Raw genomic sequence first — 15,531 nt, forward strand, 5'->3', positions numbered from 1 at the left:
GAATGACAGCTTTTTTGTGCCCCAGCTTTTCTATTGTCCTGCTCAGTGAACAGATATTTATTGCCCGCTATCCTTATACTAGGCGCTGTTTCGGGAGCTTGGGCGCAAAAGCCGTCTGCCCCAGCCGCCCCTGACCCCGCGGCCAGCTTTGCCGCGGCTGTTACGGCTACTGATTTGCGCCGTCACCTCACCGAGCTAGCCTCCGACGCTTACCAAGGGCGCGAGACCGGCCAGCCGGGCCAGAAGAAAGCCGCCGAATACATTGCCCAGCAGTTTGCCAGCCTAGGCCTCCGCGGCCCCGTGACTGGCGGTAGCAACGCCTACTGGCAGTCGTTTGGCTTGGTCAAGACCACTCCCAACGGGTACGCCTCCATCAGTATCAATGGCCGCTACTTTGACCTGATGCGCGACTTTATTGGGTTCGGCGCTTCGCCCTTTAGCACACCTACCGCCGCCGACCCGGTGTTCCTGGGGTTTGGGATTGAAACCGAGCGTTACAATGATTACGCGGGCCAGCCGAGCGTGCGCGGCAAAGATGTAATTGTGCTGCAGGGTGAGCCTACTGATGGGCGCGGTCATTACCTGTTGTCGGGCTCCACCAAGGAAAGCTCCTGGGGTTCTGGTTACCGCAAGGCAGCCCTGGCCCGCGACAAAGGCGCGCGAAGCGTGGTGGTCATCACGTTTGCTGGTACCGTGCAGTTCGAGGCTATGGGGGCCGGCGTTGCGGAACAGCTAGCGGAGCCGGCTTTCACGCTGGCTGCTCCCACGCCCCAACCTCAGGACGAAAGCACGCTAGCCGAAACGCCACCGGAAGGAATTAGCCTGTACATCACCTCCTTCGACCTCGGCCTGGCCCTGCTCGGCAGTAAGGCAGAAGCTCTGCAGAATTACGTGCTGAGCAGCTACGGTACGGGCAAGCCACCCAAACCGTTGCAGCCAGTACCCTTTACCTTTTCCATCCCACAGAAGCAGGAAGCCATAACCTCGGAGAATGTGCTGGGCTTTCTGGAGGGCACCGATAAGAAGGATGAACTGGTAGTAATATCTGCCCACTACGACCACCTGGGCATTCAGCACGACACCATTTACAACGGCGCCGATGATGATGGCTCGGGTACCAGCTCGGTGCTTACTCTGGCGCAAGCATTTGCCCAGGCCAAAGCGGCTGGGCAAGGCCCCCGGCGTAGCATTCTGTTTCTGCTCAACACAGGCGAGGAGAAGGGCTTGCTGGGCTCTCAGTATTACACCAGTCACCCGGTAGTGCCGCTGACTTCCACCATTGCCGACCTGAATATTGACATGGTGGGCCGCACCGATCCGCGCCATACCAGCAAAAGCGAGTACGTGTATGTTATCGGCTCTGATAGGCTCAGCCCGGAGCTGCACGCGCTGAATGAAGCCGCTAACAAGCGCTACACCCACCTGAAGCTCGACTACAAGTACAACGAGCCCAATGACCCCGAGCAGCTCTACACCCGCTCCGACCATTACAATTTCGCCAAGTATCGCATCCCTGTCATTTTCTACACCAGTGGCCTACACCAAGACTACCATAAAGCCACTGATGATGTAGAGCGAATTGAATTTGATAAGCTGGAGCAGCGGGCCCGCTTGGTTTTCTACACCGCCTGGGACCTCGCCAATCGCGCCCAACGGCCCGCCGTGACGGTACAGTAGCTGCTATTCTAAATTAAACCCGCACGTCATCCTGAGGCAGGAAGGGGCTGCCCGCGAAGAATACCGCGCTAGGCCAGTCGTTCCAGCGTGAGTAGCTCCTTTGCTGCACTCAGGATGACGCGCGGGTTTATCGTTAGTGGCCTAGAAACTATTTGCGGGCGGCTGGTTTTATCTTTGTTCTTCTGCTGACGCCACACCCTCCTTGCTATGAACCTTACCCTGCCCACGCCCACTAAGTCAAAGCAATTTCTGGCCGATGCCGACCGCAAGGCGTTTGACTTGGAGCACCGGCGCAAAATCCGGTTCAACATTGGCAAGTATAATGCGGCGGTTCAGACTGGCCTAGGCTTCTACGAGGACCATGAACTAGCACGGGCGCGGGCCTCCTACCTGAAAGCGCAGGTTATCAATAACCTCGATCAGTACTTACTGCAGTGGGAAGAGAACTTTACGGCGCGGGGCGGCAAGGTTATCTGGGCGCAGAATGCGGAGGAAGCGCTGTTTGAAATTGGAAAGATCATGCAGCGGCGCAAGGCGCGCACCGTGGTGAAGGCCAAGAGCATGACCACCGAGGAAATCCACCTCAACAAGTACCTGGAGAAGAACGGTATTGAGTCGGTAGAAACAGATTTGGGCGAGTTCATTGTGCAGCTGAATGGGGAGCGGCCTTACCACATCGTGACGCCGGCCATGCACCTGAGCAAGCTCGATATTGCTGATATCTTCGTGAAGCACCTCGGTATTGAGTACACCGACGATGCCCAGAAGCTGGTACTCACGGCCCGCCACCTGCTGCGCGACAAGTACACAGCCGCTGAAGTAGGTATTACGGGCGGCAACTTCCTGATTGCGGATACCGGCGCCATTGCCGTGACGGAGAACGAGGGCAATGCCCGCCTCTCGGCTGCTTTCCCGAAAACACACATTGCCATTGTGGGCATTGAAAAGATGATTCCGCGGTTGCAGGACCTCGACTTGTTTTGGCCCCTGCTCAGCACCAGCGGCACCGGCCAGCAGGTAACGGTCTATAACACCATCTACACTGGTCCGCGCCAGCCCCTGGAAAAAGACGGCCCCGAGGAAATGTTCGTGGTACTCCTCGATAACGGCCGCACCAACCTGCTCGCCCAGCCCGATAAGCGCGAGGCCCTGCACTGCATCCGGTGCGGTGCCTGCCTAAACGTGTGCCCGGTGTATAAAAACATCGGCGGCCATACCTACGAGGCTACGTACTCGGGCCCCATTGGCTCGGTTATTACGCCCCACCTCAGCGGCATGGCCGAGAACAAGCATCTGAGCTTTGCCAGCAGCTTGTGCGGCGCCTGCTCCTCGGTGTGCCCCGTGAAGATCAACATCCATAACCTGCTCCTTAAAAACCGCCAGCAAAGCGTGCAGGAAGGCCACTCCGACAAGGAAGAGCAGCGGGCTATTACGGTGTGGCTGCATGGTATGAAGCGGCGCTGGGTGTGGGACCTGGCTCCCGCTTCGGCTAAGAACTGGGTGCTGAGCCGCCTGCTGGGTCAGACTGGCTGGAGCAAGCGCCGCGAGGCCGTACAGATTGCTCCCAAATCGTTCAAGCAGCTCTGGAAGGCCCGGAAATAGCTTTAGTAGGCCAGTAGCCCAACCTCCTTTCTGCCAACCAAGTACAAGGCAGGCGGCCATTCTGCCGCCAGTTGCTACGTATACATGTTGGATGCAAGTGTCAATGGGCTGGTCTTCACGATTGGCTCTTTTATGGTGGGCATCACCGTCTTATCGGCCATCCGTTCGTTTGTGTTGCCCCGCAATGAGTCGGTGCTGCTCAACAGTTGGGTATTTCAGGGCATTCGGAGGGTGTTTGAAGGGCTGGCTATGCTGGGCCGAACCTACGAGCAGCGCGATAAGGTAATGGCCTTGTATGCGCCCGTTGCGCTGGTTGCGCTGCCCATTGTGTGGTTAGGCGTAGTCAGCTTTGGTTATTCTATCGTCTATTGGGCGTTAGGCGAGGGAGATTTGGAACGCTGCTACCGCATCAGCAACAGCTCCTTGCTGACGCTGGGCTCGGAGGAACCCAGCAAGCACGGGTTGGCCAACATCATGTCGTACTCAGAGGCGACGCTAGGCCTGTTGCTGCTCACGCTGCTCATCTCCTACTTGCCAACTATCTACCAGGCTTTCTCACGACGGGAGCTGACGGTGGCGCGGCTAGAGATGCGGGCAGGCCCCAAGGCTTCCGCCGTTGAGTTGCTGCTTTGGCTGCATGGCGCTGACTTGCTGAAGCATGGCCCCCAGTGGCAGCATTGGGAAGAATGGTTTATTGAAATTGAGGAGACGCACACCTCATTGCCTATTCTATCCTTTTTCCGCTCGCCGCAGCCGGGCCGCTCCTGGGTCACAGCTGCCGACCTGATTCTGGACGCCGCTGCTCTTATCATTAGCTCAGTAGATACCCCGCAAGACCCTCACATGGTCATGTGTTTCAAAGCGGGCACCGTGTCTGTCAATCGGGTTTCGCGCTTCTTTAAGGAATCGGCTAAAACAAAACCCTACGAGTCATTAACGGAGCAGCAATCCGGCAACAACCCGCAACGCACTGACTTCCAAGACGCGTATCAGAAAATGCAGGAAGCGGGTATTTCGCTGCATGCCGATGAAGAGGCAGCTTGGCAGAAATACCAAGAGCTTCGCTCTCACTACAAACGCGCCATTGAGTTCCTGGCCAAACTAACAATGGCCCCAGAAATCAAGCCTATCTAGCTTGCCGCTGACTGGCCTAGCGTGGCTTGTAAGGTACCACGCCTAGTGTAGCAATAGGGCACCCTTTGGCTACACCAAGCATGGTAGGCTTTGCTTATTGCGCGTCTTCGTCGGGCAGGATTTGTACGTCCTGCACCAGCACCATCTTCTCAATTTCACGGCCGCGGGTGGTGTTGGCTAGGCCACCCAGGGCCGTTTCCTTGTACCGGGTTTCCATGCTCTGGCCCACCTCGCCAAGTGCCGCCACGCACTGATCCACGGGAATAACCGGATCGACGCCGGCAATGGCAATTTGAGCCGAGCTGAAGGCAATGGCTGCGGCGGAGGCATTACGTACCAAGCAGGGCACTTCTACCAGCCCCGCCACGGGGTCGCAGATGAGGCCTAGCATGCACTGAATGGTAACGGCCACGGCGGCAAACGTTTCTGCTACCGAACCGCCCAGGCAGTACACAATGGCGCCCGAGCCCATGGCTGCTGCCGAGCCCGTTTCAGCTTGGCAACCGCCTACTGCCCCGGCTAATGAGGCATTTTGCTCAATAATGAGGGCAATGCCGGCGGCCACCAGCAGGCCTTCCAAAATCTTACGGTCGTCGAGCTTGTGCAGGTCCTGAAGGGTAACCAGTACGCCGGGCAAGATGCCGGAGGCGCCAGCTGTTGGGGCGGCTACCACGCGGCCCATGCAGGAGTTTACTTCCTTGGCGCCCAGGGCCCGGGTCACGAGTTGCTTAAACTCCGGCGAAAGCACGGTTACGGGGGAAGCGGCAATTTTCTTAGCGCCGTTGTTCACCATGCCCGAGCGCGAGGTCATATCCTGGGTCAGGCCGGTGTGCACGGCATCGCGCATCACATCGTAGGCCCGCTGTAGGCCACTCCAGATTTCCTCCTCGGTGCGCCCCTTCTGCTCAATCTCGTAGGCCAGTACCGCCTGGTAGAGTGGCTCCTGGGTGGCAGCACAATGGGCCTGCCAGCTGGCAAAATCGTTGAAAAGTAGCGACATGGGTGGGGTGGGCGATGAGTGGGAGAAACGCGTTGACTTGCCTGTAACAAGGAATGGCAAAGTGGGGTGCAAAAATCAGCATTAAAATGGTATCCTCTCAGGAAATAGAGAACATAGCAAGGTAAGGCTGAAAAGCCCGGTTCCATACAGTAGCGTTTCTCTGGCAGCAGCCCTCCTATTTGCAGCGTACAGGCTGGGGCAGGGCACCTTGTGCCGGGGCTTGCATTAGCTGTTTGCCACCCGCGAAAGTGTCCTTCACGACTCGTCTAGGCCACTACCCAGTGACTTTTCTCCGTTCGCCGCGCGAGCAAAGCTGGTAGATAGATACCCACTTTGAGGCACGCCCTTCCCGGGCCGTGAGTTGGGCTCACCTCAAGCTGCTAGCAGGTAAAAGGGCACGTAGGCCGTATTGCGCTACGTGCCCTAGTTAAGGCCTAGGGCTGTAGCTGAACCTTGTGACGCTGGAGCTTCCCATGGGCGGGCCGTAAGGTGAGGTGGTAGAACCCTGGCGCGGTGGCTGGGGTCTTTACCTGCACTTGGTTAAGGCCGGCTTGCAACTGCAGAGTCTGCTGCACCACCACCCGGCCCAGCGCATCAGTCAACATAAGCTGCGCGTTTTGCGCCTGAGAGCTCTGACAGTTCAACGTGAACGTGCCGGCATTGGGGTTGGGGTACACGCCCAGCTCAGGCCGAGGAAGCGCCGCCGGTGGGGTGAACGGCGCAGGGCGGCGTGCCTGGGCTACGCCGGTCCCGCTCAGAGGGCGTACTTCCAGAGCCGACAGCTTGGGCTGATCTAGGCCACCATCAGCAGCCAAGGAACTTAGCTCCAGGTTGAGCACCCCATCCGTGACCTTAGCAGCGAAAGACTCGGTAGTAGCCACGTTGGCACCCACCTTGCGGAAGATGTCGTAGTCGTCGAGCACCTTCTGGCCTTCCAAACTCACATCAAAGAGCCGCTCGCCGGTGTTGTGCCAGTAAATCTCGGCGAAATGCAGCACTACCTGGTAAGAACCATTGGGCAGAGGCAATGCGTAGCTCAGCTGCCCCGCCGTGCCATAGCGCTCCGTTTGATACAGCGCATCATCTTGTGTGCCAGCAATGGCCATCGTGGTAGAATAGGTATTACCGGGAGACGGAGAGTAAGCGGTATCGGCGGCGAACAGGCCTAGTGACGTGCTGAGCTGCGGGCCGCCGCAGTTGAGCTGATATGCCCGCTGCAGAGGCAGCACTTCCAGAGCCGAGAGCTTGGGGTAGTCTACTCCTCCGTCCTGCGGAAGAGAACTCATATCCAGGGTTAAGATGCCGTCGGTAACGGTGACGGTGAACGACTCGGTGGTGGCCGTGTTAGCACCCACTTTGCCGAAGATGTCGTAGTCGTCGAGCACCTTCTGCCCCTGCAGGCTCACGTCGAACAGCCGCTGCTCCGGGGCCGACCAGTAAATTTCGGCGAAGTGCAGTACGACCTGATAGGAGCCATTTTCCACCGGCAAGGCGTAGCGCAACCGACCGGTGGTGCTATAGCGTTCCGTTTGGTAAAGGGCGTCGTCGGTGGTGCCTGCAATAGGGGCCGTGGTGGAATAGGTGTTACCGGGAGCTGGAGAGTAAGCGGTGTCGGCGGCGAACAGGCCTAGTGAGGTGCTCAGCTGCGGGCCGCCGCTGTTGACCCGGTAGGCGCCAGGGCTGCCGTTCTGGTTCAGGCGCACGCTCACCGTGTTACTGCCCATGTTCACAGTTACCAGGTCCAGGTCGCCATCATTGTCCATATCGCCCAGAACCAGCCCACGCGGCATGAGGCCCACCACTACCTCCTGACTGCCGCTAAACACCCCCGCCCCGTTGTTGAGGCGTACGCTTACCGAGTTACTGCTGCTGTTGAGGGTGAGCAGATCCAGGTCTCCATCACCGTCTAGGTCTCCTAGCACCACCTTCTCGGGGTTCAGGCCTACGAGTATTTCCTGGGCGCTGCCAAACGCGCCGCTACCGTTATTGAGTAATAAGGTAACCTGTCGGCTGCCGGGGTTGGCCAGGAGTAAATCTAAATCTCCGTCCGCGTCCACGTCGCCCAGCGCCAGACTGCGCGGGTCAATGCTCGCCGCCACTTCCTGAGTAGGATTGAATGTTCCCCGGCCATTATTGAGGTATACTCGGGCGGAGTTAAATGCCACCACAAAATCAACATCTCCATCACCATCTAAGTCGCCGGCAGCGGTGCCGTAGGCGGAGGAAAGAGCATCAGTAATCCCCGAAAACACCCCATTACCGTCATTCAAGTATGCTCGTGCACGAAAAATGGCTTGGCCGTCCATGTTGGAGAAGCCCTGAGTTAACAGATCTAGGTCACCGTCGCCTTCCACATCACCAAAGGCAATACTAATCCTGTCGCCGCTGCCTAAAGCTATTCGCGGCGACATAGAACTGAATGAGCCTGTACCATCATTACGCCAGAAGTCTACCCGGCCCGTACTGAACCTATCATTATAACTCACTACCAGATCCAGGGAACTGTTGCCGTCCAAATCCTGCAGGAATACTTCGTTTAAGACAGCGCGAGTGAAAGTAACAGCCTCCCTCCCATTCTTAAACCCACCTTTACCATCGTTGAGGCGCAGACTCACAGTACTGGTGCCATCTGGGGCCTGGATGTTAGCTGTCAGCAAGTCTAGGTCACCGTCGCCATCCACGTCGCCCACGGCTACACTACGGGGCCGAGAACCAACTGGCACCTCTGGGCCTCCGCCAAAATAGCCCGCGGAAGGGGCGGTGGCAGTGGTAAACTGCCAGACCTGGGGCTTGGCCAGGGGCGTACCATCATTGCTCCGCAGAGCGGAAGTAAGTGTGGCCCAAATTTGCTCCCCAGCCCGGAAGGGGGTGGCCGGAGTAAAGGTTAACGTGGAGCCGTTGGTAGATAGAGTACCCGTGCGCTGACCACCTTCCTGAGCACTGAATACGCGCAACGTGGCCGCTGGCAACTCTGCTGGCAGCGCCTGGTCAAAGTCCAGCACCAGGGCCGTGGAGCGAGGAGCAGCCAATGCGTTGCGCGTTGGCAAGAGGCGGGTGAGCACGGGCGCCTGCGCCTGGGTGGTGCTACTGCACAACCCTAGTAGCAACAGAATCACTACGGGGGTAAGCCCTTTGACAAGACGCAGCCAAGACGAGTAAAAAGTAGGAGCTAGCATGATAATCCGGCTTAATAGCTGCGCTTGCTCCCTGCCCAGGCAAGGCAGGCCGGGCATCCCGGTACGGGACCAGCGCAAATGAAGCTATCAAAAAGGCTTCTTTATTCATATTAAATCATTGAATGTTAGTAATATATATAAAATTTTATACTAGCATACTAGCCTCATTCTTAGCTCTTTTTAGGAGCCGGCTGGCTGTACGCTTTTTCTACTGCTGCTAAGTAGTTCATCGTGTCCTTCGAGAACTGGGGCGGGTGGGTAGCATCCTTCTGGGCGGCCTTTTGGTAGAGCCGCACGAAGGCAAACGGATTGTCGATGTGCGCAATCAGCTCCTTGCGGTATCCATTGGCCTCAATAACCCGCGCCATGTAGCACCCTGGCACGTGCCCCGCCGAGTGCAGGATGCGCTGGTAATACGTTGCCGGCTTCTTAGCCGGAGCGCCCAGTTTAGCCACCGACTGAAGCAGAGAATCAAGCCGCTGGATAGAGCGGGGCGCGGGCGTCAGGAACTGCGCTTGCACGCGGTGGGGGTCGCCGGGCACTTGGTACATGGGCGTCTTATCAATCAGATCGGCAATACCTTCGCTGCGTATGCCACGCAGGGCCCAGAATAAGCCTTTATCCTCGGGCGCCACGGTACCGAAATCCTTGGTCGGGACGAGCTGGTGGTGCATCTCGTGCGCTTCCACAATGCCAGGCTTGGCCTTGTCATGATCGACGACGGCTTTCAGACTGTAGAAAATACCCTCCTGCTGAGAAGTGGCACCATCACCAATGGCCGTATAATACATCTTCAGGTCGGGCACTTTAGTATGCGAGGCGGCTGGCAGGTACTCGTAGGCCAGGGTGTACATCAAGGCTATGTACTGTGGGCTCTGAATGGTCTGCTGAATGTACTCGCGGTATTCTGCTTCGCGCTCTTTGTACTCATTGGCCAGTACATACGGCGCTACCTTGTCGCGGAGCTTGATGCGGCGCAACGAATCATTCTTGGGCATGTACACCGTCTCCAGGGCCTTGCGGTAGCTTTCTAGGGAGTACACCGAAAGCGGATCGGGGAGAAACGTGTTGCGTATGTAGGTTTTGTTGCCGGGCAGGTTAATGAACTCGGTCCAGTCTTTATCAGCAATGGGGCGGTTTTGGCGCAGCTCGTCGGTGAGTTGCCAGAACCGGGTCACCGCATCGGTATTAATAGACTGAGCCATGGCGCCGGTGCTGGCCAGCAGGCACAAGAACAGCCCCACCAGCCGGCGGGAAAAAGAAATGGCTAGGGCCAACACGATAGACGGGCAATTATTCATGGCTCAATTCTCTTAGGTGAGATAGTGAGAGCAAAGAACCCTGGTAGCCACTACCGCCCGAAAGTATTTCGACCAAGTCTGGTCGGCACACCACCAAACCACGAAACGGGCTGCATTTTTGGCCCATCTACACACGCTAGGCCAGGGGCCTCGTCTTGAAAGCGCAGCTTTTGGGTTTAAGCCTGACACATACAAAGCCCTCAAGCAAAACAGCCCCGCTGCACAGGGCAACGGGGCTGTTCAGAACATAATGAGCGGCGGCGCACTAGGCCACTTTCTCGGTCTCGCTCACCAGCTTCACCGAAGCCGAGTTGATGCACAAGCGTAGGCCACTTGGTGGTGGCCCATCGGGGAAGACGTGCCCCTGGTGGGCGTCGCAGGTGTTGCAGAGCACTTCCACGCGGGTCATGCCGTAGCTGGTGTCTTTCTTGTACCTGAGGGCGTTTTCCTTCACTGGCTGCGTGAAGCTAGGCCACCCCGTACCCGACTCAAACTTGGTGCGCGAGTCGTAGAGCGGCGTACCGCAGCATACGCAGGCGTAGAGGCCAGCCTCATGGGCTTCGCAGTACTCGCCGGTGAAGGCCCGCTCGGTGCCGTGCTCTCGCGTAACGTGGTACTGCTGGGGCGTGAGCTGGGCGCGCCACTCAGCATCGGTTTTTTCTACTCGCTTATCGGGGGCCGGACTGCCGTGGTTGGCCAGCCGGATAACATCATTCCAGGTTTGCATGGGTTGTGAAGCTTAGGTCGGAGAATCAGTTGCTATTGCAAACGCGGCAGGTTGGCCGGAAGTTTTCAACCGTTGAGCCTGGTTATCTAAAACTGGTCAAACCCATCTCGTACCGACCACTTGCGCCACTGCTGCCGGGCAAAGCGCAGAAACATCGCCGGAGCTTTCCGAAACTCCTTTTCTGACTCATAACGCCCGGCCAGCAGCTCGTAGCCATCAGGCGCGTTTAGCTGGCGTTGGCTGATGCTATCGAGGCAGCATGGATTAGCAGGTGCCCGCCCACTTACCGGCACAGAGTCGTAGGCCACTACCATTTGTCCGCGCAACGCATACTTAGCGGCGCCTTCGTGCATAATCAGCTTCAGGTCCGAGGGGCTTACATCGCTGCGGCAGGTGAGCTTGTAGAGAAGAGTGGTTTCCGATAGGCCATCCCCGTCGAGGTCGGTCACGGCGGTAGAACCGGGGAGCAGGCCTAGCCACAAATCAAATGGGCAGTTCCGGACGGCATCTTGCAGGCGCCATAGTTGCTGCCAGCTTCCGGCCCGCTGCACATATTGGCGGGCAAACAGCTCCACGTACGACTCTTCGTCGGTGTACTTCGTGGTCTTCTCCGCAAAAGGCCCATTACGGAATACTACCAGCATATTTTCCCCATTGGTATCCGTCCAGCGCCACGCTTCCAGTAACTGGCCCGGCATCCGTAAGGCGGCGGGTAGTTGGGCAAGAGGCACGGCCTTCATGTGGCTGCTGTCTGCAGTGGCCGCTGGTGCTACGACCTCCGCGGTAGGGCTTGTAGGGGGAGTGGCTACTCGTTTCGCCTGCTCTGTTTGCTGCTCTGAACAACTTCCTGCGAGGAAGGCTAGTAAGCCTAGTGCGTATAGTAGCTTCATAAAACGCCTATCCTGGCTAGCGGATATCTGCCGCCAAGCTAGTTGTTAAACGCTGAACGATGAAAATTCTCTCCGCCGACCAAACCCGCCAAGCCGACCAAGCCACTATCCAAGCCGAAGGTATCCGCTCCGATGAGTTGATGGAGCGCGCCGCCACTGCCCTCACTTCCTGGCTAATGGAACGGGTGGCGCCCGATGAGCCCGGCCAAATCCATGTCTTCTGCGGCCCAGGCAACAACGGCGGCGACGGGCTGGTAGTAGCACGCCAGCTTCACGAAGCAGGTTATGCCGTGCGCGTGTGGTTGCTGCCAGCCACCAAACACTCCGCTGATTTTACCATTAACCGCCAACGCTTACCCGCTGAGCTGCCCTGCGCCGAGCTGAATCCGCAGAAGCTGCCCCGGTTACCCCCGCACACTATCGTGCTCGACGCGTTGTTTGGGACTGGCCTACGCCGCCCGCTAACCGACGATGCCGCAGCCGTAGTTAAACACCTCAACAAGGCCCAGGCGCGCATTGTAGCGGTTGATGTACCCTCCGGGCTGTTTACTGATGCGCCCCAACCCGCCGATAGTGTGGTGGTGCAAGCCCGTCATACTATCAGCTTTGAGCTTCCGAAACTTTCTTTCCTCTTACCCCAGAATGCGGCCTTTGTAGGCCAGTGGCACGTGCTACCGATTGGGTTGAATACTGAGTTTATCCACACTGTCCCTGTGGATAACTATTATGTGGATGCCGTTTTCCTGGCAGGCCGCTTGCCCCAACGCTCCCAATTCAGCCATAAGGGCACGTTTGGTCATGCGTTGTTGCTAGCGGGTAGCCGCGGAAAAATTGGTGCGGCCGTGCTGGCGTCACGGGCTTGCTTACACGGAGGCGTGGGCCTGCTCACGGTGCGCGTGCCGGCGGTAGGGTATGATATTCTGCAAACTTCTGCCCCCGAAGCCATGGCTCTCACCGACCCTGCTACCGACTTCGTGACGGAGTTACCGGACCTGAAGCCGTACGCGGCCATTGGTATTGGGCCGGGCCTAGGCCAGGAAGCAGCCACCAGAGACGTATTAGAACAACTGCTCCGCGCGGCCAAAGTACCCCTGGTCATCGATGCTGATGCCCTGAACATGCTCGGGGCTAACCGGGAGCTCCTGGATCTGCTGCCGCCCGACACGCTGCTTACTCCCCACCCCAAAGAGTTTGAACGCCTCACCGAGCCCGCCCGCGACGACTACCACCGCCTGGAGCTGCTCCGGGATTTTGCCCGGCAGCGCCGCTGCTACTGCGTGCTCAAAGGCGCTTACACCGCTCTAGCCGCGCCCGATGGTACCCTCTACTTTAACAGCACCGGCAACCCCGGCATGGCCACTGGCGGCAGCGGCGACGTATTAACCGGCCTGCTATTAGCACTGCGCGCCGATCAGCGCCTCTCCCCGCTCGATGCAGCATTACTAGGCCTCTACGCCCACGGCCGCGCCGGTGACCTGGCCGCCGAGGAAACGGGTCAAGCTGGCCTCGTAGCCGGCGACATAGCCCGGTTTATTGGCCCTGCCCTGCATAAGCTCACCACGTTACCCGCTCGGCTCTAACCCAAACTGTGCAGCCACGTAGTCATTACCCTAACCGTGGGACATAGTTTGAGTGGCTATACTAGGAACATACTAGCCACCCATACCACCAGAAACTGCACTACCATCACGCCATCGGCCAGCAAGGCAAAGTAGTAGTCTGAGCGTGACTCATCGGCGAACCAAATAACGCCGGCGGCTAGCAGCAGCGGCAGCAAGTACACCGTTTGGTGATGCACTGGCATCCCAATTGGCACTAGCAGGGCCGCCCCCACCAGCGCCGCTAAGGCCACCAGCTTAGTGGCGCGCACCCCAAATACCCCCGGAAACGTGCGGGTGCCAATCAGGCGGTCTTTGCTGTAGTCGCGGATGTCGAACACGAAAGCCAGGGCCAGAATGAACAGGAAGCGCCGGGCAAACAACACCAGCACCACCGGCTCCAGCAGTGGCCGGTGCAGGTAGAGTGCCGGAATCCACACCGTAACGGCGGCCCACACATAGGCAATCAGAAACACCTTTAGCAGTGGAAAATCGCGCAGGGCCCACCAGCGGCCGTGCACTTTCACGATGGGCAACGAGTACAGCAACGAGATAACGGCCAGATGCCCGATAAAACCAATCAGGTGCTGCCATCCATCCCACAAGAACAAGCTGCCTGCCACTGCCAAGGCCACCATGGCCAGCAAAAACAAGCTCCGCCGGTGAGTCCGCATCCAGCTTTTCCGCCCCGAGAGGGCCACGGGTTGGCTGTGCTTATAGGGCAGCACGCTGTCGAGGTTGTAGAGGAACAGTGTGGCCGTAAAAATCATGGTGCCCAGCCGCCACGGAATTTGCACCTGCCAGAACAGAAACGTGGCCCAGGTGAGGCCTAGCGCCGCCAGTGCCAGCCATGTGCTGCTATAGAGCACGGCATCCAAAGTGCTGCGTACCCGCGAAGGAGTAGGCAGAGGAGCGGATACAGATGCAGTGGGGCGAGCCGAGGACATAGTACTACTACGTGGCAGACATCTGAGCGCGATGTGCCAGCGCGAAGATAGAGGCCTACGAGGCTATTTGCCGGTTTCGTCGTTCCCCGCATCCACTGGCTTCGACTCCGGCGAGCCATGCTGCCGCAGAAAAATAGAGAGGCCTACAATGGACACAATGGATAGGAACTCACTCTGCCAGTTCTGAAACGACTCAAACCAGAACCGGGAAGTTTGCATGTACTCTAGGATAGTTACCGCCGGCTTCCCCTCGTGTTGCTGTTCAATGCTGTATACTTCGGCACCGCCTTTTGCGTGCAGCCAGAAGGCCCCAATAAAGAGCAGAAAGAACGCTATGCTCAGCGACCGACGATAAAGGGCCAGCTGCCAGCCACCGTGCTTTACTGGGGTGGGCGCCTCTTCTTTTGTGGGGTCAGGTTCTTTGTCTACTTCTTCGTCTTCATACAGCTTCTTCGACTCCGAGGAGCCGCGCTGCCGCAGCCAGATGGTGAGCACCACGTACAGGCCCATCTGCAGAAACTCACTTTCCCAGTTTTCGAAAGTGGCTTCCAGGAAATGGCCAGAGCCCAGGTACTGGCCTAGCGTCAGGGTCTGCATCCCCATCTCCTCTAAGTCGCTGTTATTATCCAGCCAGCCAGTGAAGATCTGACCAGTTAATGTTCCAATAACCAACACACAACCAACCAGCAGCAAGCTGTTCTCATACAGCCAGCGCAACAAGGGCGAGGAATAGGGTTTTTTCGGTATAGTGGCCTAAATACGGCTGCTCAGCTACAAAGGCTGCTACGCTTGAGCTTGCGCTGCTTTTAGGCGTAAAACAAAGCAGCCTCCCCAGGTCTGTTAAAGACCCGCGGAGGCTGCTTATTGCATTGCGGCAAACCCGCTAGGCCACTTAGCCGATAACTTCCTGCACGCTAGCAGTATCCTGCTTGTTGCCGTTGGGGAAAGTTTCGTTGTAAAGTTTGATGCTGTCTTCGATGATGCGGTAAGCATCTTCACGGCCCATGAAACGCTCTACGCTTACGTGCTTGTGCTCCAGCGCTTTGTAATCTTCGAAGAAACGCTGCATCTCCAGCAGGGTGTGCGGAGGCAGATCAGCAATGTCATTATAGTGGTTCACCGATACGTCGTTGGCGGCTACTGCAATGATTTTGTCGTCCTCTTCGTCTTGGTCAATCATCTGCATCACGCCAATCACCTTGGCATCTACCAAGCACATGGGCACAATATCAACCGAGCACAGCACCAGAATGTCCAGTGGGTCTTTGTCGTCGCAGTAGGTTTTCGGGATGAAGCCGTATGCAGCGGGGTAGTGTACTGCGGAGAACAGCACGCGGTCCAGCTTTAGGAGGCCACTGTCTTTGTCCAGCTCATATTTGCCCTTAGAGCCTTTAGGAATTTCGATAATGCCGTTGACAACAGCAGGAGCGTTTTCGCCACGCTCGACGTCGTGCCAGGGGTTAAAATGAGCCATGTGGG

At 57.7% G+C, this 15,531-nt stretch carries 12 protein-coding genes; 4 read left to right on the plus strand and 8 right to left on the minus strand.

What is annotated here, in order from left to right:
• Positions 1 to 45 precede the first annotated feature (45 nt).
• The 3 genes from EU557_RS19825 (at position 46) to EU557_RS19835 (ending at position 4,413) form a co-directional block, all read left to right on the plus strand.
• Entirely contained in the window at positions 46 to 1,677 is a 1,632-nt protein-coding gene (locus tag EU557_RS19825) for a M28 family peptidase (protein ID WP_135532219.1), read from the plus strand.
• Positions 1,678 to 1,884: 207 nt separating this feature from the next.
• Positions 1,885 to 3,279, plus strand: a complete 1,395-nt coding sequence (locus tag EU557_RS19830) for a LutB/LldF family L-lactate oxidation iron-sulfur protein (protein ID WP_135532220.1) — start codon at positions 1,885 to 1,887, stop codon at positions 3,277 to 3,279.
• 84 nt (positions 3,280 to 3,363) lie between these two features.
• On the plus strand, positions 3,364 to 4,413 hold the full coding sequence (locus EU557_RS19835; RefSeq protein WP_135532221.1) for a hypothetical protein: 1,050 nt from the start codon (positions 3,364 to 3,366) through the stop codon (positions 4,411 to 4,413).
• A 94-nt stretch (positions 4,414 to 4,507) separates the two neighbouring features.
• Here EU557_RS19835 and sdaAA read toward each other — a convergent pair whose 3' ends face one another.
• The 5 genes from sdaAA to EU557_RS19860 all read right to left on the minus strand — a co-directional run bounded on the left by sdaAA (position 4,508) and on the right by EU557_RS19860 (position 11,507).
• Positions 4,508 to 5,413 (minus strand): L-serine ammonia-lyase, iron-sulfur-dependent, subunit alpha, encoded by a 906-nt coding sequence (gene sdaAA, locus EU557_RS19840; protein WP_135532222.1) that lies wholly within the window; start codon positions 5,411 to 5,413, stop codon positions 4,508 to 4,510.
• Between the two features lie 434 nt (positions 5,414 to 5,847).
• On the minus strand, positions 5,848 to 8,589 hold the full coding sequence (locus EU557_RS19845; RefSeq protein WP_167855287.1) for a malectin domain-containing carbohydrate-binding protein: 2,742 nt from the start codon (positions 8,587 to 8,589) through the stop codon (positions 5,848 to 5,850).
• A 170-nt stretch (positions 8,590 to 8,759) separates the two neighbouring features.
• Positions 8,760 to 9,890 (minus strand): DUF5700 domain-containing putative Zn-dependent protease, encoded by a 1,131-nt coding sequence (locus EU557_RS19850; RefSeq protein ID WP_135532224.1) that lies wholly within the window; start codon positions 9,888 to 9,890, stop codon positions 8,760 to 8,762.
• 265 nt (positions 9,891 to 10,155) lie between these two features.
• Positions 10,156 to 10,617, minus strand: a complete 462-nt coding sequence (msrB, locus tag EU557_RS19855) for a peptide-methionine (R)-S-oxide reductase MsrB (RefSeq protein WP_135532225.1) — start codon at positions 10,615 to 10,617, stop codon at positions 10,156 to 10,158.
• Positions 10,618 to 10,703: 86 nt separating this feature from the next.
• Positions 10,704 to 11,507 carry a M949_RS01915 family surface polysaccharide biosynthesis protein gene (locus EU557_RS19860; RefSeq protein ID WP_425351969.1) on the minus strand — a complete coding sequence of 268 codons (804 nt, stop codon included), beginning with the start codon at positions 11,505 to 11,507 and terminating at the stop codon, positions 10,704 to 10,706.
• Positions 11,508 to 11,566: 59 nt separating this feature from the next.
• Between EU557_RS19860 and EU557_RS19865 the strand changes: the two genes are divergently transcribed.
• Positions 11,567 to 13,087, plus strand: coding sequence for an NAD(P)H-hydrate dehydratase (locus tag EU557_RS19865; protein ID WP_135532227.1), 1,521 nt, complete (start codon positions 11,567 to 11,569; stop codon positions 13,085 to 13,087).
• Between the two features lie 56 nt (positions 13,088 to 13,143).
• Here the strand turns inward: EU557_RS19865 and EU557_RS19870 are convergent, their stop codons facing one another.
• From EU557_RS19870 to EU557_RS19880, 3 genes are all read right to left on the minus strand, one after another.
• A complete protein-coding gene (locus EU557_RS19870) occupies positions 13,144 to 14,052 on the minus strand; it encodes a UbiA family prenyltransferase (protein WP_135532228.1) in 909 nt (302 codons plus the stop codon).
• A 63-nt stretch (positions 14,053 to 14,115) separates the two neighbouring features.
• Positions 14,116 to 14,772: a DUF6766 family protein gene (locus tag EU557_RS19875; protein ID WP_135532229.1), complete on the minus strand. Its 657-nt coding sequence runs from the start codon at positions 14,770 to 14,772 to the stop codon at positions 14,116 to 14,118.
• Positions 14,773 to 14,944: 172 nt separating this feature from the next.
• A complete protein-coding gene (locus EU557_RS19880) occupies positions 14,945 to 15,526 on the minus strand; it encodes an inorganic diphosphatase (RefSeq protein WP_135532230.1) in 582 nt (193 codons plus the stop codon).
• Positions 15,527 to 15,531: the final 5 nt, after the last annotated feature.

The organism is Hymenobacter wooponensis (assembly GCF_004745865.1).
In the GTDB taxonomy this organism is placed as follows: Bacteria; Bacteroidota; Bacteroidia; order Cytophagales; family Hymenobacteraceae; genus Hymenobacter; species Hymenobacter wooponensis.